Source organism: Candidatus Leptovillus gracilis (assembly GCA_016716065.1).
Classification (GTDB): domain Bacteria; phylum Chloroflexota; class Anaerolineae; order Promineifilales; family Promineifilaceae; genus Leptovillus; species Leptovillus gracilis.
The window spans coordinates 22,978-42,211 of the sequence record JADJXA010000012.1 but is presented as its reverse complement, the minus strand read 5'-3'; the positions used below and the strand labels follow the sequence as shown (position 1 = coordinate 42,211).

Below are 19,234 nucleotides of genomic sequence, written 5' to 3'. Positions count from 1 at the left end.
GCACGGGGATTCTTCCTCGAAGACTCGTCAGAATGACAGTACTTCAAACCAAATCGTGACCATTACACCATTCGTCACGTTTTCGTCACGCCGGTTCAAGTAAAGTAACGCCAGGATTCACCATAGGGGCGTGGTGGGCGTGTAGATTCAATTCTGATGGACAAGGATGGAACAATGGCTGAACCGACATCGGGGTATCAGGCGTATGTGCTGCGGCTGTGGCAAGAAATGCCACACAGAACGTGGCGGGCTGTGGTGCAGCCGGTTCCCAACGGAGAATGGCTGGCCTTTAACAGCCTGGACAGCCTGTTTGCTTACCTGTACCAGATGACCGCCAACGATACGCCCCAACCAACCAATCAACCAAACTCGGAGGTAAACAGATGACAAATGTAAACATGAATCAAGAACGAAGCTGGAAAAAGTGGAGCGGCGCATGGCCGCCGCTGGTCCTGCTGCTGCTGTTATTTGTTGGGTTGTTGGCCCTGGCTCAGGGGCGCGTGGCCGCCGCGCCTGAACCCATTCCCCCGGCGCCGGAAGCGGCGCTTACCTGCGGCATCAACCCGTTTAGCAGCGGCTATGACCTGTTTGGTGAGGATGAGATTTTGGTGGGGTATACCAGCGGCGATTTTGTGGGCAATCGGCTGTCTAACTTTTCCTTGAATTTGGAAGAGTGGGGGTTGGCTGAACGCAACCTGTTTTTGGAGGAGACGGCCGTCTGGGGGGCCAACATTCAGAGCCAGACGGCCGTCGCCGCCGACCTGGATGGCGATGGTTACACTGAAATGGTGCAAAGTTTTGTCACCACCAATGCCAGTCAACCTGGTTATTACATTGCCGTCTTCAATCCGGTTTACGGCGTCACCTACAGCAAACTCAGCGCCACCAGTCACGGCCGTTTGGTCGCAGCGTCTGGCAATATCTTGGGCGACGACAATCAGCGCGAGCAGGTGGTCCTGGCGGCGGTCAACAACGCCACCGGCGCTCTGACCATCGAAGTTTGGGATGGGGCGCGCAATGGGATGACGGCCGTTCCCCTGGCCTCTTTTCGCTCCACCACCGGCTTGCATGCCAATGCCGGCGGCCTGGATGTGGCTGTGGGCAACCTGACCAACGACCGCCAGGACGACATCGTCATTAGTTTGTTAGACGAAAACCGGACCACCGTCGAGCTGTTGACGCTCACCTACGACCCCACCTACGTCAGCGGCAGCGGCAGCAACCAGGCCAACAAACTGCGCCCGCTAGACAGCGACAGCTTCTCGGCCGGGCAGTTCCGCGACATTCAGGTGACGCTGCTCCGCCTGAACGGCGACTTTCAGGATGAAATTGTGGTGGCCGCCGACAGTTACCAGAATTCCACGCCCAACGTCAGCCCACAAATTCAGTTGTTTGTCTACAAATACAACGCGCCGCTGCAAACCCTGACGCGCTTCACCAACCTGGATGCTGCCATCCCCGCCTATGCCACTAATTTTTCCCTTAGCTCTGGCGACATCAACGGCCAGATGGTGGGGGAGACCGGCGTCAGCCCGGAAGAGGTTGTGGTGGGTTTTAGCAGCACAGGCAGCTATGAATTTGGGTCTGGCTTTGCCGTGGAAGTGTGGCGGGCGCAGGGACTGAACACGCCCAACCCCACGTTGGCCCGCTACGAGCAGTGGATCACGAACAATGACCAGCGCAATCAGGCAGGTTATCTCTCTATCGCCGTCGCCGACCTGGACAACGACGGCTTGAAGGAGATTGTGGCGGCGTTGGATGACGGCCGTGGCCTGGAAGTGCTGTACCTGACCCATGACGATCTATTGGCCGACGCGCCTGACGTGCCGTTTGGTCAGAGCGTTAATCTGGACCCCACCGCGCTCAATGGCAAAACGGCCGTTGCCGTGGGCGACCGTGACAACAACGCCCTGAAAGCCATTGCCACCGCCGAATGCCAGGAGATTGTGGAGCAGCGGGTAACGGCCGTTACCTTTGCCCCGCCTTATTGGGGCATCATCCAGGATATGTCGGCCAAAGGAGCGGCCATTGGGCGCACTCTGAACAACCAGACGGCGACCAGCACCGCCCTGACGTACTACCGCAGCGATACCGTGTCTGGTTATGTTGGCGCGGCCGTTGGTGGCAGCTATGGGCCGTTTAGCATCGAAGCCAGCGCCCGCCTGACGGCCGCCGAAAGCAAAGAACGCAGCAGCACCGAAGGCGGGACCACCGGCACCGGCGAATCGCTGCAAGTGCAGCGCACTGGCAACGACGACTTCCTCACCTTCGATAACACCGCCTACGATTGTTACGCCTACACGTTGTCGCAAAACGGCGTCTCCATCCCGGAAACAGCGCTGCGTAACTGCGATTATGTCAGCAGCACCCGTCTGGCTACAGACCTGGAAGCCTGGGATAACACTTGGGGGGCGCAGCCCGGCGGCATCAACCAGGCCCTCACCTGGACGCCGGTCGCCCGCGATTGGGCCAGCCTGGGCCTGTTCCGCGGCAGCTTTGCCGCCCAATCCTCCACCTTTAGCAGCCACAGCGCCGACCGCGCCGTAGACGGTACGCTGCGCAGCAGCCCGGCCAATAACTCCATCGCCACCACCAATACCCAGGACAATCCCTGGTGGCAAATAGACCTGGGCAGCACCCAGCCCATCGCCAAAGTGCGCTTGTGGAACCGCACAGATTGGCTGACCTGCGCCGACCTGGCTGCCTGCCCCAACCAATTGGACCACATCTACGTGCTGATCAGCGCCAGCGACTTCCGTAACATGCCCGAAGAAGGCAACCCGGCGGCGCTGATGGCCCGCCCAGATGTGTATGCCTTTTCGCTGGATGATTTCACCAGCGCCCTGGTTGGCGTCTCGGCGGCCAACCCATTGGGCGAAGTGACCACCTTCCAGACGTTAGATAGCAGCATACCGCCGCAGCCGGTGCAGGGCCGCTTTGTGCGTGTGCAGCGCGTGCTGCCCAACGCCCAATTGTCGCTGGGCGAGGTGCAGGTCTTTGGTCTCAACCACGTCAACCCAGACCGCTACCCGGTGAATATCCGCGAAAAAGGGACGCCCACCGACGGTCTGTTTGAAGTGCAGCTGCACAACCCGTTGGGCACAACACCGGCCACCACCTGGCCCTGGGTGGAAGTGCGCGGCAATCTGTTGTGGAACCGCACCGGCTATGCCAATGGCGTCCTCAGTGGCGACATGATCTCTCTGGGAAACGCCGGCATCAACTGGACCTACAGCAGTTACAGCCTGGGCAGCAGTTTCGCCACCAATTCATTGAAGCATGAAACGCGCATTGGCGCGGAGTTCGACTTCACCACCGGCGCCATCTTCCAGATGCAGGTGGGGTATGGCGAAGAGTTCACCACCGGGACCATCGCTGAGCACACGACGGAAACATCGTGGACCGACGCCATTGAATTTGGTGGCCGAGTGGATGGCTTTCCATCGGCTTACAACGGGCAGTCTTGGGTGTTGGGTTGTGGGTATGAGATACGGCCGTATTACTACGAACTGATCGAAACCTCCACCTTTGGCCTTGAAACCCGCTACCCGGTGTTGGACTACATCGTGCCCGACGTGTCGGTGACCGACCCGCTTGGTAACAACAGCGCCGGTCTAAACCGCACCAACAGCACGGCCGTTGCCAACTGCGTCAATGGCAACCAGACGGGCGGCACACCCCAGGCCACCAACGATGAAGGAACTCTGGGAGCTGGCGGCGCGGCAACTTTTAATGTCCTGGCTAACGACATTGGTAATCAATTGCGCATAGTCAATGTGACTGCGCCACAAAGCGGCCAGGTCACTTTTAGCGACCGGACCATCACCTATGTCCCCAATTCCGGCTTTGTGGGCACAGATACCTTCACCTACACCGTCAGCGATGGGGTGACAACCAGCGAAGGCGTGCTCACCGTCGTGGTGACGCTGCGCGAAGTGTTCCTGCCTGTCACCATCCGCTAAAGTCTTGCGGGTTTGCGGCTAGACCTGGCAGGCTGCTGGCAGCCCGCCAGGTCTAGCCGATTGCTGAAAAAGCGAACAAACCGATAAGGACTCTTCCTCGAAGACTCGTCAGAATGACAATGCGACGCGATCTCCTTAGGAAGTATCCCGTTCCGCTGGTGGGAGCGGGATGCTTCGCTGCAAAGCCTCGGCTCAGCATGACTGTTCAGCGTAGATTTGTAAAGGCCGAGCCTGTCCTTGTTGAACCTGCCCAAAATCAGACCGTTTTAGATCGATTCCTGATCGTTTACTCTCTACACTGGCTGATAGTTTGGTGCGCAGCTTCGCGCACTGCCGCTAACAGCGGAGCGTCGGCTGCCAGCATCTTGCTGGCGCTCCACTTCTAAGTAATCGTCTAAGAATAACTTCCTGTTTTTTAGATTGGACCAATCTTGGAGATTGGTCCAATCTGGGCCATGTAATTTCTAGATGATCATTAAGGGAGAAACGAGCATGAATATCCCCAATCGAGCTGCTTTCTGGCGCGCCGCCAGCGTCTCCGTTTTTCTGGCGCTGGCCGGGCTGTTGGCCCTGGGCTGGCTGGCGACGCCGCCAGCCCAGGCCACGCCGATGGCGATCTGGTACGTTGCCCCCGGCGGCGACGACGCCAACGACTGCCTTTCCCTGGCCGCTGCCTGCGCCACCATTGGCGCGGCCGTCGGCAAAGCCAATGACGACGACACCATCCAGATCGCCGCTGGGCTGTACAACGAGAGCCAGATCAGCGTCAACAAACCGTTGACCTTCATCGGCGCGGATGCGGCGACGACAATTGTAGATGGCGGGGGAAACGGCCGTATCTTCACCCTGAACGCCCCCAGCACCTTGTACCACCTCACCATCCAAAATGGCCAGACGCCAACCGATCCTAATATCTTCAACAGCGGCGGTGGTGGGCTGCGCGTCACCGATGTCGTTGTTTTATTACAAAACGTCATCATCAAGGAAAATGCGGCGCCCGGCAGTGGTGGGGCCATCTTCAACACCGGCCAACTGACCATTGACCAGAGCGTGATTATCTCCAACACGGCCGTTGGCTGGGGCGGCGGCATTTTCAACTATGGGGTGGGCAGCAGCGCCATCACCATCACCCATTCGCTGCTGGCCGCCAACAGCGCCGACGGCATCTATGGCGGCGGTCTCTACACCACTCGATCCCTTCTGGTGCAAGACAGCATTATCCGCGACAATGAAGCGGCTGGTGTGGGCGGTGGGCTGGCCGTGGGTGGTGGGGTTGTGTTAGAGCGAACAACCATCACCGGCAACCGCGCCGCCGAAGGCGCCGGCCTCATTGCCGAATTGGGCGATGTCTCCCTGCGTAATACAACGGTTAGCGGCAACATCGCCAGCATCAATTACAGCGGCGTTTACGCCGCTGGCGCAACGGCCGTTATAACCGCCACCAACAGCACCATCGCTCACAATGTCGGCCTGGGCGGAGGCGTTGGCTACAACGGTCTGGCTTTAGTCAGTGGAGCGATAGGCTACCTGCAAAACACCCTCGTCGCCAATAATACGCAGCGTCAGTGTAATGGTGGCAACCTCATCTCCCTGGGCCACAACCTGAGCAGCGATACATTTTGCAACCTGACCCAACCGGGCGACCAGCAGGGCGTTGACCCCTTGCTCATGCCCCTGGGCGACTACGGCGGCCCGACGCCGACCCACGCCCTGAGTCCCGGCAGCCCGGCCATCGAGGGGGGCAGCAACAGCGACTGCCCGGCCACCGATCAGCGCGGCGTCGCCCGACCGTATGATGGCGACAACAACGGCACGGCCGTTTGCGACATTGGCGCGGTGGAAGCAGAACACCAACTGATCATTGCCGATACCTCGGTGTTGGAAGGCACAGGTGGAATGAGTACGGCCGTTTTCACCGTCACCCTGGCCCCGGCCAGCAGCCAAGCCGTCACCGTGGATTACGCCACTGAAGATGGTACGGCCGTTGCCCCCGCCGACTACACCGCCGCCAGCGGAACCCTCGCCTTCGCCCCTGGTCAGACGACGCAGACCATCAACGTGCCCATCGTCGCCGACAACCTGGACGAGTTGGATGAGACCTTTTTCGTCCACCTGAGCAACGCCAGCAACGCCGTCATTTTAATCGGCACGGCCGTCGGTACAATTATTGACGACGACGGCCTGCCCAGCCTGAGTATCAACGACGTCGCCCTATTGGAAGGCAACGGCGGCACACAGCAAATGTCCTTCGACGTGACGCTTTCCCCGGCTAGCCCGGCCGTGGTGACGGTGGATTATGTGACGGTGAATGGAACGGCCGTTGCCCCCAGCGATTATGCCGCCGTCAGCGGCAGCCTCACCTTTGCCCCCGGCGAGACCAGCAAACCGGTTAACGTCACCATCCTGGGCGACTTCATTGACGAGGGCGAGAGCGAACAGTTCAGCGTGCAATTGTCGAACCCAACCAATGCCGCTCTGGACAAAGCCAGCGGCATCGGCACGATCACGGATGATGACACCGCTCGCCTGTCCCATGGGGCCGACAGCAATGTGTTGGAGGGCAATGGCGGGTTGACTCCTGGCGTTTTCACCGTCACCCTGTCCACCCCGGCCGCTTTTGTTATCACCGTGGATTACACCCTCAGCTCTGGTTTTGGCGTGGGCGGCGCCACGGCCGGCGTGGATTTCACCGGTCCCTTCACCGGTACAGTCACCTTCCAGCCAGGCCAGACCACACGCAATTACACGGCCAACATCATCGGCGACCTGGATGTTGAACCGGATGAGATTTTCTTCTCCACCCTAAGCGGCGGCAACGCGCCTATCAACGCCAGTGGCAGTTCAATCACCATTCTCAACGATGACTTTGAGGAGCCGCAGCGGGTGTATTTACCGCTGATCATCAGGTAATAAGTAAAGAAGCAGGAACACGGAAAGACACGGAGACAACATGGAGAATAGGGAGGACTTCAGGAGACAACTCTACATCCCTCCTCTCCGTGTGAGCACTTTCTGCTCGATATGACCAACTACTACGCCTACCTCATTCGCCTATGGCGGGAAAATGAACACCAGCCCTGGTGCGCCGAACTTGTCTCGCCGCAAAGTGGCGAGGCGCAGCGCTTTGCCTCGCCGGAACAAGCATACGCATTCTTACAGCAAAAGCTAGAGCGAGAGATAGAGTGTAGAGATAGGGACAATAGTGCGTAGAGACCCTATCTCTATCCTCTAAACTGAATAGGAGCAGAACAGGAGCCGTCATCAAACCTGGCATTCCCTGATTCCTCTGTGGTCAGACTGGGATTGTTGCTGCAAACCTTCGCGCCGTGGGCGTTGTTGCCGTTGGCAGCCCGCCGGGCAGTTACCAACTGCTCGGTGCGGCTGCCTCGGCCAACAGCAGCGCCAGCGGCAGCGCCGTTGACCCGGATGGAGATACTTTCACCACAATTGAATGGGACTCTGGCGATGGGTATACGATTGGACCAATCTCCAAGATTGGTCCAATCTGGAAACTCAAAAGTTAATTGCAAACGAACCCTTAGGTCAGGCGTCGCGCTCTTCGTAGACGAAGTGGCGCACTTTCTGGGCGATGGACGCCGGGTCTACCTGCACCCGCGCCATGCCAGTTTCGATGGCTTTGCGGGCCACCGCTTCGGCGACAGCCGGAGCCACGGAGAAATCTGTGCCTTTGGGGATGATCCAATCAGCGCGCAGAGCCTTATCACTCACCAGTCCGGCGATGGCTTGCGCGGCTGCCACCTTCATTTCGTCGGTGATGTTGCGCACACGGGTATCCAGCGCGCCGCGGAAGATGCCGGGGAAGGCCAGGGAATTGTTCACCTGATTGGGCAGGTCGCTGCGGCCGGTTGCCACAATGCTGGCCCCCGCTTCCAGCGCCAGATCAGGCATGATCTCTGGCGTGGGATTGGCAAGCCCAAAAATGAAGGGGTCGGCGGCCATCGTCCTGACCATTTCTGGCTTTAACGCGCCGGCCACCGAGAGGCCAATGAACACATCGCGCCCCTGAATGGCTTTTGCCAGGTCCCCTTTTACCTTGTCCAGGTTGGTCACTTCGGCCATCTCTTCTTTGATCCAGTTCAGGTCTTTGCGCCCTTTGTAAACAGCGCCCTTGCTGTCCATTAGGATGACGTTTTGCAGCCCCATAGACATGAGCAGCTTGGTGACGGCGATGGCCGATGCCCCAGCGCCGTTGACGACAAACGACAGTTCGCTCAGTTTTTTGCCGGTGAGGCGGCAGGCGTTCATGATACCGGCCAGAACGACAACGGCCGTGCCATGCTGATCGTCGTGGAAAATCGGGATGTCCGTCTCCTCGCGCAGCTTTTTCTCGATGTAGAAGCAGCGCGGCGCGCTGATGTCTTCCAGATTGATGCCGCCAAAAGTTGGCTCCAACCGTTTGACGATATCCACAATCTGGTCCGGGTCTTGGGTGTTGAGGCAAATGGGAAAGGCTTCCACGCCGGCAAAGGTGTGGAACAAGATCGCCTTGCCTTCCATCACCGGCAAAGCGGCCCGCGCACCGATGCTGCCTAAACCGAGAACGGCCGTGCCGTCGCTGACCACCCCCACCAGATTGCCACGCGGCGTCAATGCAAAAACCTGCTCTGGGTCTTTCTGGATAATTTCGGCCGGTTCCATCGCCTTGGGAACCAGATAGAACATCTTCAAAATGTGTTCATCTTTCACCGGGACTTTGCTGTAAATTTCCAACAAGCCCTGGTAACGTTCATGCAGTTCCAGCGACTCCTCAGCCACGCTCATCGGTTTTTCCGATTTGGGCGGGATGGGGAAATGGCCTTCATAGACAAAGCGGCGCGTGCGTTCGGCGATGTCGGCCGGGTTCACCTCTGGTCGTTTGGCCAGACCGCGGGCAATAATGTCGGCGGCGACGGCCTGGGCGACGGCCGGAGCCACGGCATAATCAATCACCTTCGGGTAAATGTAGTCGGCGTGTAATTCATCTTCGGGGATGATGCCGGCAATCGCTTCGGCGGCGGCAATCTGACTGGAATAGGGGAATTTGGCGGCGCGCACATCCAACAACCCACGGAAGATGCCCGGCAGCACCGTCGTAATATCCAATTGGTTGCGATAATTGGAATGGGCCGTGGCCACCACTGCTGCCCCGGCCTGCTGCGCCTCGCGCGGCGTGAATTGCAACGGCGAAGCCAGGGTAAACAAAATGGGCGAATCGGCCATTTTGCTTATTTGTTGCAGTAAGGGACCATCACAAGGCGCAAAGCCGATAAAAACGTCGGCCCCCTGCAAAACTGCGTTCAGGTCTCCTTTTTCGTCGTGCGGGTTGCTGTTGTGGGCGATTTCCCATTTGGCCCAGTTCATGCCGTGCGGCCGGTAATGGTAGATGGCCCCGTAGCGATCACAAACGATGACTTCCTGAGCGCCATACTGCCGCAGCAGCGCGGCCGTGCCCAGGCCGGCCGAACCGGCGCCGTTGATGATGATGCGCATCTCCTTGAGATTTTTGCCAACCACTTTGGCGGCATTGATTAGCCCGGCCAACACGCCAATGGCCACCCCTTCGCGGTGGTTGTTGACCACCGGGATGGAGAGCGAGCGTTCCAGGCGGTTGGCAATGGCCAGTCCCTTGGGCGAGGCGATGTCTTCCAGGCTGATGGCCCCAAAGGTCGGGGCCAGGTTCAGGATGGTATCGACGATCTCTTCGATGGTTTGGGCTTTGAGGGCGATTGGCAGGGCATCTACCCCGGCAAAGGTCTTCATAATGACGGCTTTGCTTTCCAGCACCGGCAAAATGGCGTCGGGGCCGATGTTGCCCAGAGCAAAAGCGGAAGAACCGTCGGAGACGATGGCGATGGTGTTGCCGCGACAGGTGACGTCAAAGGAACGTCTGGGGTTTCGTTCGATTTCCAGGCACGGCTCAGCTACGCCAGGGGTGTAGACGAGACTGAGCATGATGTTGTCGCGCATTTGTACTTTGCTGCGAACCCCAATGAGGCCGGCATGACGCCGCCGGTAAGCGATACCTTCACTTTCAGAAACTTCCATTGCAGACATTCTATCCTCCTTGATAGATTGAACAGCCTATCGCAGGAACGAAAGATAAAAGGGCGTGGCTGCGTGGCTGCCGCTTGGCGAACGCTGTTCACAGTGTCTATCAGGTTACGGGGAATGTCAGGTGACAGGTGTCATGTGGGTTGGCGTCAGGTGTCATGAGTGCCTGGTGGCAGCCTGTTGGGGGGTTAAAAGTGACCTCTGGCGCATGACCAGAAGCTTACCGCCAAACTGGTAATGCTTTGTAAACGAGCCGAGGGTGGTGTTGTGTTCAAAACATTATACACAGCTTGTTCTATGCTGGACTGCAAATCAACTGCAAAACGGCGAAGTTTCAGTGCAGAATGCCGCATGTAAAGCAAACGGCCGTTCCCTCCTCCAACCATCTGTACCTGTGGGGTCTGGCAAACAAAATAGGGTGGCAAGAAAAAAGACCAGGGTCGGCGTGATCCCTGGCCTTTTGCGGTAGTTGGGTAGTGGACGGCCGTTTTGTGACCTTTGCGCCTATCGTTCTAAACGGCCGTTAACAATGTCATCACCAGCAAGCTCAGCACAAACACCGAGCCAATCTTCTGCGAGAGGGGCAGCAGACGATGGCTGGCCCAGTTGACAGTTCGATTATGTGGCAGGGTGGGGCGCAGATCGTTGGCCATCACCCACAAGGTCATGAGCAGCGCCGGAGCTAACGCCAGGATGACGCCTGCCCAGACCAGCCAAAGCGGCAGCAGGGCGATCAGGTTGGGCTGCGCCAGGCTCAACATGGCGATGGTGACAAAATGGGCCAATTGGTCCAGCAAAAATCCTGGCGTTTGCTTCACGCCGGATTTGTGGACCTTGAACCAATCTACGGCAAAATGGATGATGCCATAGACAACAAGCAGGGGGATGTGCTGCCACGGCCGTTGCATAAGCATCGCCGCTACCAGGAGGTGAATGGCGACGTGCAGCGCCAATCCTTTATTTCCCCGCGTCTTTAAGATGTAAATGCGGTTGGTTTGTAGGGGGAAATCAGCGATTAAATGGGCCAACAGCAAAATGGGAAATGTGGTCATAAGCCTCTTCCGGTCAGATAGCCAAGACTGTGCCACCCGGCCGATTACACGGAAGATTGGTCCAATCTTCTGAGATTGGTCCAATCTCAAAATCCGTTTCTGAAATTAGCATTGCAGTGTAACAAGAGAAGTGGGCTTGGGCGGATAACGGCCGTACATCCCCATTGTAATCCGGTTAACAATTTACCCGTCCCGCCCCGCCTCATTTTGGCGATTTAGCCAGTCTGTCGTATAGTGGAAATATGATTCTAACACGTGTTGAATTTGAGGAATTGGTAGACGACGCGCTGGAGGACCTGCCCCCGTTTTTCCAGAACAGGATGGACAACGTGGCGGTATTAACGGCCGTCTGGCCCACCCGCGCTGAATTGGCTGACGCCGGGGTAGACCCGGGCGATACGCTGTTGGGTTTGTACCACGGCATTCCCCTGACCGAACGGACTCAGGGCTACAATATGGTCGCCCCGGATACCATCACCCTCTACCAGGGACCCATCGAGCAGCAGGCCGGGCCAGACCGCGAGGCCATCCGCGAGTGGGTGCGTCATGTTTTTTTACATGAATTGGCACACCATTTTGGCATCAGCGATGATCGCCTGCGCGAATTGGGCGCGTATTGATTCCGTCCTCACGAACGGTTACATGCGCGATTCAACCCTCACCACCCAGGTCATCTGGCGCGTCGTCGCCCTGGTCATCCTGACGGCCGCCGCCACCGGACTTCCCCTGCTTTGGCTCACCCAACAGCAAAACATGGCCCAGGCGTGGCGGCTGGTCGAACAAGGCCACAATACGGCCCGGGCTACCCTGCGCGCCGAACAGAGTGACCTGGCGCAACTGGCCCTCCTGATCGCGCAGCGCCCCACCTTGCGCGCCTTTGTTGTACAGCCGCTCGATGACCCGGAAGCGTTTGCCGCTTATGGTCGGACTTTGCAAACAGGGGCAGGCCTGGACGCCCTGCTGGTCTGTGACGGCAACGGCCGTTCTCTTGCCCAGACGCCCCTCGATTGGTGCAGCGCCCCTATCCCGAACGGCTATTACGTAGATGTTGCTGGCCTGGTCTGGTTAACGGCCGTTTCTCATATCGAATCTGACGCCGGCCGTCTTGGCCGGGTCGTTGTCGCACTGGCCGTGGACGACGCCTTCAGCCGAAGATTGCAAGGGGACACTGAATTGGAACAGATTGTCCTGTGGCAGGGAACGGCCGTCGCCAGCAGCCTGACGGCCGACCGCACCGACGAAAGCATCACCGCCGGCAATGAGGGTGACGCCATCCGCCTGCGCTTCGACGCCGACGGCCGTCCTTATTTCGCCTTGCGCTCACCCCTCACCCCAGACGGACTCGAAATCATCGTCGCCCTGCCGGTCGCCGACGTCGTCCAGGCGCAAAACCGCCTGATCATCACAATGGTCGCCACCATCCTGCTGGTTACAGCGGCCGCTTCGGCTTTTAGCGTGCTGCTGGCGCGGCGCATTGGCCGGCCGCTGGAGGCGTTGGCCCAGGCCGCCACTACCTTGAGCTGGCGTGACCTGGAGAAACCGGTACACATTCAGACGCAGGTGGCTGAAATCGGCCAGGTGGCCCAGGCGCTCGAATTTGCCCGCGTCGAACTAAAACAGGCGGTGGCAGATTTGCAGCGTGAAAAAGCGGCTACCGACCGGCTGCTGGCTTCCCTTGTCGAAGGCATTATGACCCTGGACCACGATGGCCGGATCACCTTTTTTAGTCCTGGCGCGGCGCGTATTACCGGCCAGACGGTGGAACAGGCGCGTTACCATCACTGCAACGAGGTATTCACGTTGGCCGACAGCCCAGAGCCGTTCAGTCAGTTCATCCCGGCCCCCGGCGAAAGGCGCAAAGTGAACGTCAGGGTGGCCAACGGCCGTCAGATCACTCTGGCTATTACTGGGGCGCAGCTTGGACCGCCAGAAGAAGGCGGCGTCGCTCTGGTCTTCCGCGACGTGACCGAGGAAGAGGCTATTAACCGGCTGCTGGCCCATTTCTTGGCCAACGTGGCCCATGAATTCCGCACGCCGCTCTCCGCTCTGGCCGCCTCTATCGAACTGCTCATGGATCAGTCGCCCGACCTGAGCGCCCAGGAGTTTGGTGAACTGCTGAACGCGCTGCATCTGGGCATCCTCGGCCTGCAAACATTGGTAGACAATTTGCTGGAAAGCGCCAGCATCGAGACCGGCCGTTTCCGCGTCTTTACCCGGCCGTGCGATCTGCGCCGGGTTGCCCTGGAAGTGGGGCAGACGATGGCCCCACTTCTAACCAAATATGAGCAGCAGCTTCAGCTGGACATCCCAGACAGCCTGCCCATTGTCCTGGCTGATCCCCGGCGCATTGGGCAGGTGTTGGTCAATCTCATCGCCAATGCCAGCAAGTATGGGCCGGGTGGCGGCGTGGTGAGGGTAACGGCCGTTGCCCATCCCGACCACCTCTATTTCGCCGTCGCCGACCAGGGTCCGGGCATCCCGCCCGAAGCCCGTGATGACCTCTTCCGCTGGTTTATGCGCCGCCCTCTGGAAGACGATAAAACCCGATTTGGCATTGGCCTGGGACTGGCAGTGGTCAAAGCCGTCGTCCAGGCGCACCAGGGGGAAGTCGGTATAGCCGACTCCCCTGGCGGCGGGGCGCGCTTCTGGTTTACCATCCCGCTCAATAAGCCTGCCTAGCAGCTGTTGGAGAACTCAAGATAGGCACACGGATTGAACGGATAGGGCGGATTTTCGTCTACTAACCCTGTTGCCTGAACTTGTCGCAGGCAACAGGGGCCCGCCAATGGGCTTCGACAAGCTCAGCCCTCGATAGCCTTAGTAGTTATGGCAAAGGGGCAAAAGCCGGGTTTACCCGGCGTTGTTTTATAGACCGGCGCTTTAGCGCTGGTTGGCGCCGGTGTCTGCTGCGCCTGGGCGGATGGTCCGGGTGCAATGGGAGCGCTGGCTGGGGGGGGCGGTCGTACGGGGAACGGCCGTTACCACTGCCTTCACCGAATCTGGCACAGCCATCATCACGTGTTCACGAATACACCTCAGTGTGGTCAAGAATCAGCAGGTTCGGTGCAACCTTTGCTATTGGTGGGCCACCTTGTTATGCCATACAATACCGTGCAATTATGAAAGCGCTTGTTGTTGACGACGATCGTGTTCTGGCCGATTTGGTGGCCTTCGCCTTGCGGCGCGAAGGCTTTCAAGTGATTCAGGCTCATGATGGCCAGGCCGCTTTACGCCGTTGGGAGCAGGAACATCCAGACCTGCTCATTCTCGACGTAAACCTGCCTAAATTGGATGGCTTTGCCGTCTGCCGCACCATTCGCGCCCAGGCCAACACCCCCATCTTGCTGCTCACCGTGCGCGAAGAAGAGGATGATATTGTGCGCGGCCTCAGCCTGGGGGCGGACGATTACATCCTGAAGCCGTTTAGCCCACGCCAATTGGTGGCCCGCGTGCAGGCCGTCTTGCGCCGCGCCGGGATGCAGTCCGCCTCGGCCATTCGGCAGGTGGGCGATTTGTCGCTGGATACTGCCCGGCGCGAGGCACGGCTGGCCGATGGGGAGGCCATCCCCCTCACCCCATTGGAGAATCGCCTGCTCGATTACCTGATGCTCAACGCCAACCATATCCTGACGGCCGAAGACATCATCATCCACGTCTGGGGCGCCGAAGGCGGTGACCGGGACGCCCTGCGTCAACTGGTGCGCCGCCTGCGCGCCAAAGTCGAGCCAGACCCGGCCAAACCGGTTTACATTGAGACCATCGCCGGGTTAGGTTACGGCGTGGTCAATCAATAATCCACCGACATCTGTAATGATCAAGGGGTCGTAGGAATCGTTGCCATCCCTTCGACAGACTCGCTGACTTCTCTCCCTGCTTTTTGTCACAACCTTATCACAACTGCATCACAACGCTTGTCATGCGCTGCCCTTACTGTAAGGGTATGTGCAGTATTTGTCTGCTTATTTGTCGTTTACGCTGTGACGGCCGTTTGTGTCCACGCGGCAGACTGTCTGCTGGCCGTTTTGTGGGCATATGGGCGGGTGGGTTGGCACGGCCGTTGCGGCCCACCGCCGACCGGCCATTTTGCCTGCCAATGCTGAATCGGGCGTCAGCCAATGAACTTTCTACTTTCAAGGAGAAAATTGAATAGAATGCCTTTTCAACCCAAGATGTTACGCATTGTTTTACTGAGTCTGACCCTGCTTTTATTGGTTGCTTGCGGTGGTAGTGGCCCGGCTGATTCAGACAGCAGCGCTGCCGACCAGCCGCCACAGCAAGAGACATTGGCGATTTCCGGCGCGTTTGCCCTCTTCCCGATGGTCACGGTTTGGGCCGAGGAATATCAGAAGGTCAACCCCAACGTCCGCTTCGACATCCAGGCCGGCGGCGCCGGCAAAGGCATGACCGACGTGCTGGCCGGCGCGGTAGATATTGCGATGGTCTCGCGGGAATTGCGGCCAATTGAATTAGAGCAAGAGGCATATGGCGTACCGGTGACCATTGACGCTGTGATCGGCACATTGAACGCTAACAACCCCTACCTGGAACAGATTCAGACCCAGGGAATTAGCCGGGAAACGGCTACCGGCATCTGGATCACCGGCGATATTACCACCTGGGGGCAGGCTTTGGGTATTGACGACGACACGCCCATCAACGTCTACACTCGTTCCGACGCCAGCGGCGCGGGCGAGATGTGGTCTTTGTTCCTGGGCGGCGACGCGCAGGAGGATGTGCTGGGAACGGCCGTAAACGCCGATCCCGGTCTGGCAGAAGCGGTGCGTCAGGATCCGCTGGGTGTTGGCTACAACAACATCGGCTTCGCCTATGATCAGACAACAGAATTGCCCATTGCCGGACTGGAGATCATCCCCATTGATTTGAATGGTGACGGCCGTTTGTCCGACGACGAGAAATTCTACGACACACGCGACCAACTGACCGCCGCAATTGCTGTCGAAATCTATCCATTTCCCCCGGCCCGTGTTCTCTATCTGGTCACCAAAGGGGAACCGAGTCCGACCATCGTTGATTTTTACCGTTGGATATTAAATGAAGGGCAAGCCTTCGTGCCTGACGCTGGCTACGTTCGCCTGAATGAAGCCCGTCTTACTGAAGCGTTATCGCTGCTGCCCTAGTCCGAGCTAATCTCCATCTGAAAAGTAGGAGTTCAAGCTCCATCGAACATTGAACTTCTACTTTTCCATTGTTATGTCTGGTATATACCAGACTTTTGCGTTGTAAGGACTTGTCATTATGGAAGTAATTACGAAAGAAACTATCAGAAGCGATAAAATCATCAAGGTGAATCCATTTAAGCTAAATCCCTGGCGACGATTGAAGGATCTGCTCAGCGGCGGCTTGATGAGCATTGTTATCACTGCGATTCTGGCGCTTATCCTGATCATGGGTATGCTGCTGCTGGTCCGTTCCTGGCCGATCATGTCCACCTACCCCTTGCGTGAACTGTTGACCTCCACAACCTGGCGGCCGACACGCGGTGAGTTTGGTTTCGCCCCGTTTATCGTCGGCAGCTTAACCGTCACCCTGATTGCCGGGTTTATTGCCGTGATTCCGGCCCTGTTAAGCGGTATCTACCTGGCAGAATACACCTCCAGACGATCGCGCAGCCGGCTCAAGCCACTGCTAGACCTCCTTGTAGGTATTCCTTCGGTGGTGTATGGTTTGTGGGGCATTCTGTTTATTGTGCCGCTAATTCGCGATCATGCTGGTCCCTGGTCTGACCGGGTTTTGGGCGGCACGTTCCCTTTTTTTGCCCGCACCAATCCCAGCGGCTACGGGTTGTTGGCCGGCGGTTTTGTGTTGGGGGTGATGATTTTCCCCATCATCGTGGCGGTGACGGATGAGGTGCTGCGCAACGTACCCCGCGAAATGCGCGAATCGCTGCAAGCATTGGGGGCCACCCGTTGGGAAGCGACCAAAGTGGTGGTTTTTAAGGCCAGTCTGCCGGGGGTGTTGGCGGCCGTTGTCCTCGGTTTTTCCCGCGCGTTCGGCGAGACGCTGGCGGTGATGATGGTGGTGGGCAACAACCCTAACATCCCTGCTTCACTGTTCGACACGGCTTACCCGCTGCCCGCCCTCATCGCCAACAATTACAGTGAGATGATGTCTATCCCCATGTATGACTCTGCTTTGATGGGGGCGGCTTTGCTGCTGCTGGTGGTTATTTTATTCTTTAACGTGGTCGCCCGGCTGACCATCATGCGGGTATCCCGGTAAGGCGATTCGCCAAATCGTGCTGCTGTGAAGGAGATAAGAGTGATGAGTATCAAACGACGCCGAAAAATAGAAGAGTTTATTTTTGTTTGGCTAATGCGCCTGGCGTTGACTTCAGCGGCTCTGGTATTGGGCCTGATCCTGGTTATCATTACCAGTCGCGGTTTGCAGGCGTTAAGCTGGGAGATGATTTCACAGCCGCCGGGAGCCGCTTTCTACCTGGGCGGCGGCGGCGGCATATTGAATGCTATCGTTGGCTCGCTTTATCTGGCGGCCGGGGCGACTCTGTTGGCCTTGGGCATCGCCATCCCGGCCGTTATGTATCTGCACACTTACGCCCGCAACTCGCGGCTGCGCCACGTCGTCCGGCTGGTGCTGGACGTGCTGTGGGGCATCCCCAGCATCGTTTATGGCGCGTTTGGCTTCGCCCTGATGATCTTAATGGGGCTGCGGGCGTCGCTGCTGGCGGGCATTATTGTGTTGGCGCTGGTGGTTTTGCCGATCCTGGCGCGCACCTTTGACGAGGTGCTGTCGCTGTCGCCTAAAGAGTTGACGGAGGCGACGCTGGCGATGGGCACAACCCGCCTGGAGTTGTTGTGGGTTTTATTGCGGCAATCGCTGCCGGGCTTGTTCACGGCCGTTCTCCTGGCTTTTAGTCGGGCGATTGGCGACGCCGCCTCGGTGCTGTTCACCGCCGGTTATACCGACAGCCTGCCCGATTCGCTGCTGCGGCCGGTGGCATCGCTGCCACTAGCCGTCTTTTTTCAGCTTGGCACGCCCTTCCCCGAAGTCCAGGCGCGGGCGCACGCCTCGGCCCTGGTGTTGACGGCCATCATCTTATTCATCAGCCTACTGGCGCACCTATCCATGACCCGGCTCGGCCGCAACGTGATCCGGTAAAACTGTCTGGCAAATCGGCGACTTGCCCAAGCTGCCGATTTGCCAGGTTGCGCGTCATTTCTGGAGAATTTATGTACGCTTTAACCATCAAAGATTTAAACGTCTGGTACGGTAAAAACCAGGCGCTGAAGAACGTTTCGCTGAACATTCCCCAGCGGCAAATAACGGCCGTTATCGGACCCTCCGGCTGTGGTAAGTCTACCCTGCTTAAAAGCCTGAACCGGCTGCTCGACCTGAACGAAGACGTTAAAGTGAACGGACAGGTCTTTTACGACAACGTGGACATTTACAGCCCAGACGTAGACGTGACGGCCGTGCGCACGCGTATCGGCCTGCTGGCGCAAAAACCCTTCCCTCTGCCGATGTCTATTTACGACAACGTGGCCTACGGACCACGTATTCATGGCCTGTCCAACGGCCAATCTATTGACGAGATTGTCGAATCACGCTTGAAAGCCGTTGGTTTGTGGGAGGAGGTATCCGGGCGGTTGAAGGCTCCAGCCGCGGGATTGTCCGTCGGGCAGCAGCAGCGGCTCTGCCTGGCCCGCGCCCTGGCTGTGCAGCCAGACGTGCTGCTTTGCGACGAATCTACCGCTTCGCTGGACCCCATTTCGGCGCGGGGGATTGAAGAGCTGCTGTCCAGTTTTAGAGAGCAGTACACCCTGGTAATGGTCACCCATGACATTGACCAGGCGCGGCGGCTGGCTGATCACGTTGTCTTCATGTGGTTGGGCGAATTGGTGGAGCATGGCCCGGCGAAACGCTTCTTTGCGGAGCCAAAAGAGGCCTTGACGCAGGCTTATCTGGCCCGCGAAATCGGGTAACGATTCCGTTGTATTTTCCTGCTGCCGGGGGTTTTTCTGGGGGTCATTATCCGCATCCAATATCTGCCAGACTGGTAAGAACCGCTTTGTCACAATCTTGTCATTTTGTAAGTCAAGTCCTTCTCCGCCTCGCAGGACGCGCCAGAATGCTGCCTTTAGGACGAGATTGCTCTGGAAAATAACACCCGCTTGCCCTTTAAATTTCAAC

Annotated in this window: 14 protein-coding genes; 12 read left to right on the top strand and 2 right to left on the bottom strand. The window is 58.2% G+C overall.

The features are described from left to right. The first annotated feature begins 174 nt into the window (after positions 1 to 174). The 5 genes from IPM39_22165 (at position 175) to IPM39_22145 (ending at position 7,486) form a co-directional block, all read left to right on the top strand. The gene (locus tag IPM39_22165) at positions 175 to 387 is read left to right on the top strand and encodes a hypothetical protein (protein MBK8988743.1); all 213 of its coding nucleotides are present in this window, start codon (positions 175 to 177) and stop codon (positions 385 to 387) included. Further along, positions 384 to 3,962, top strand: coding sequence for a cadherin-like domain-containing protein (locus IPM39_22160; GenBank protein MBK8988742.1), 3,579 nt, complete (start codon positions 384 to 386; stop codon positions 3,960 to 3,962). Before IPM39_22165 ends, IPM39_22160 begins: the two co-directional genes overlap by 4 nt. Before the next feature lie 492 nt (positions 3,963 to 4,454). Next, a complete protein-coding gene (locus IPM39_22155) occupies positions 4,455 to 6,872 on the top strand; it encodes a hypothetical protein (GenBank protein ID MBK8988741.1) in 2,418 nt (805 codons plus the stop codon). A 111-nt stretch (positions 6,873 to 6,983) separates the two neighbouring features. Further along, positions 6,984 to 7,172, top strand: coding sequence for a hypothetical protein (locus IPM39_22150; protein ID MBK8988740.1), 189 nt, complete (start codon positions 6,984 to 6,986; stop codon positions 7,170 to 7,172). 116 nt (positions 7,173 to 7,288) lie between these two features. Then, positions 7,289 to 7,486 (top strand): hypothetical protein, encoded by a 198-nt coding sequence (locus tag IPM39_22145; GenBank protein MBK8988739.1) that lies wholly within the window; start codon positions 7,289 to 7,291, stop codon positions 7,484 to 7,486. Positions 7,487 to 7,505: 19 nt separating this feature from the next. On the opposite strand, the gene IPM39_22140 is transcribed toward IPM39_22145, so the two are convergent. Continuing rightward, positions 7,506 to 10,016: an NADP-dependent malic enzyme gene (locus tag IPM39_22140; GenBank protein MBK8988738.1), complete on the bottom strand. Its 2,511-nt coding sequence runs from the start codon at positions 10,014 to 10,016 to the stop codon at positions 7,506 to 7,508. A gap of 509 nt (positions 10,017 to 10,525) precedes the next feature. Further along, positions 10,526 to 11,065: a DUF3307 domain-containing protein gene (locus IPM39_22135; protein ID MBK8988737.1), complete on the bottom strand. Its 540-nt coding sequence runs from the start codon at positions 11,063 to 11,065 to the stop codon at positions 10,526 to 10,528. A 242-nt stretch (positions 11,066 to 11,307) separates the two neighbouring features. Between IPM39_22135 and IPM39_22130 the strand changes: the two genes are divergently transcribed. The 7 genes from IPM39_22130 (at position 11,308) to IPM39_22100 (ending at position 19,026) form a co-directional block, all read left to right on the top strand. Beyond that, positions 11,308 to 11,685 (top strand): metallopeptidase family protein, encoded by a 378-nt coding sequence (locus IPM39_22130; protein ID MBK8988736.1) that lies wholly within the window; start codon positions 11,308 to 11,310, stop codon positions 11,683 to 11,685. Between the two features lie 22 nt (positions 11,686 to 11,707). After that, complete coding sequence (locus IPM39_22125; GenBank protein ID MBK8988735.1) at positions 11,708 to 13,744, top strand: PAS domain S-box protein; 2,037 nt, start codon at positions 11,708 to 11,710, stop codon at positions 13,742 to 13,744. Positions 13,745 to 14,184: 440 nt separating this feature from the next. Then, a complete protein-coding gene (locus tag IPM39_22120) occupies positions 14,185 to 14,859 on the top strand; it encodes a response regulator transcription factor (protein ID MBK8988734.1) in 675 nt (224 codons plus the stop codon). 357 nt (positions 14,860 to 15,216) lie between these two features. Continuing rightward, positions 15,217 to 16,203 (top strand): substrate-binding domain-containing protein, encoded by a 987-nt coding sequence (locus IPM39_22115; protein ID MBK8988733.1) that lies wholly within the window; start codon positions 15,217 to 15,219, stop codon positions 16,201 to 16,203. 118 nt (positions 16,204 to 16,321) lie between these two features. Beyond that, positions 16,322 to 17,305 carry a phosphate ABC transporter permease subunit PstC gene (gene pstC, locus IPM39_22110; GenBank protein MBK8988732.1) on the top strand — a complete coding sequence of 328 codons (984 nt, stop codon included), beginning with the start codon at positions 16,322 to 16,324 and terminating at the stop codon, positions 17,303 to 17,305. Positions 17,306 to 17,347: 42 nt separating this feature from the next. Continuing rightward, positions 17,348 to 18,202 (top strand): ABC transporter permease subunit, encoded by an 855-nt coding sequence (locus tag IPM39_22105; protein ID MBK8988731.1) that lies wholly within the window; start codon positions 17,348 to 17,350, stop codon positions 18,200 to 18,202. 71 nt (positions 18,203 to 18,273) lie between these two features. Continuing rightward, on the top strand, positions 18,274 to 19,026 hold the full coding sequence (locus IPM39_22100) for a phosphate ABC transporter ATP-binding protein (protein MBK8988730.1): 753 nt from the start codon (positions 18,274 to 18,276) through the stop codon (positions 19,024 to 19,026). Positions 19,027 to 19,234: the final 208 nt, after the last annotated feature.

Bases quoted from the DNA above. Each gene is read 5' to 3' on its own strand.
- IPM39_22130 (MBK8988736.1), top strand. From the start codon at position 11,308: ATGATTCTAACACGTGTTGAATTTGAGGAATTGGTAGACGACGCGCTG.
- IPM39_22150 (MBK8988740.1), top strand. From the start codon at position 6,984: ATGACCAACTACTACGCCTACCTCATTCGCCTATGGCGGGAAAATGAA.
- pstC (MBK8988732.1), top strand. From the start codon at position 16,322: ATGGAAGTAATTACGAAAGAAACTATCAGAAGCGATAAAATCATCAAG.
- IPM39_22160 (MBK8988742.1), top strand. From the start codon at position 384: ATGACAAATGTAAACATGAATCAAGAACGAAGCTGGAAAAAGTGGAGC.
- IPM39_22100 (MBK8988730.1), top strand. From the start codon at position 18,274: ATGTACGCTTTAACCATCAAAGATTTAAACGTCTGGTACGGTAAAAAC.
- IPM39_22165 (MBK8988743.1), top strand. From the start codon at position 175: ATGGCTGAACCGACATCGGGGTATCAGGCGTATGTGCTGCGGCTGTGG.
- IPM39_22135 (MBK8988737.1), bottom strand. From the start codon at position 11,065: ATGACCACATTTCCCATTTTGCTGTTGGCCCATTTAATCGCTGATTTC.
- IPM39_22105 (MBK8988731.1), top strand. From the start codon at position 17,348: ATGAGTATCAAACGACGCCGAAAAATAGAAGAGTTTATTTTTGTTTGG.
- IPM39_22155 (MBK8988741.1), top strand. From the start codon at position 4,455: ATGAATATCCCCAATCGAGCTGCTTTCTGGCGCGCCGCCAGCGTCTCC.
- IPM39_22125 (MBK8988735.1), top strand. From the start codon at position 11,708: ATGCGCGATTCAACCCTCACCACCCAGGTCATCTGGCGCGTCGTCGCC.
- IPM39_22120 (MBK8988734.1), top strand. From the start codon at position 14,185: ATGAAAGCGCTTGTTGTTGACGACGATCGTGTTCTGGCCGATTTGGTG.
- IPM39_22140 (MBK8988738.1), bottom strand. From the start codon at position 10,016: ATGTCTGCAATGGAAGTTTCTGAAAGTGAAGGTATCGCTTACCGGCGG.
- IPM39_22115 (MBK8988733.1), top strand. From the start codon at position 15,217: ATGCCTTTTCAACCCAAGATGTTACGCATTGTTTTACTGAGTCTGACC.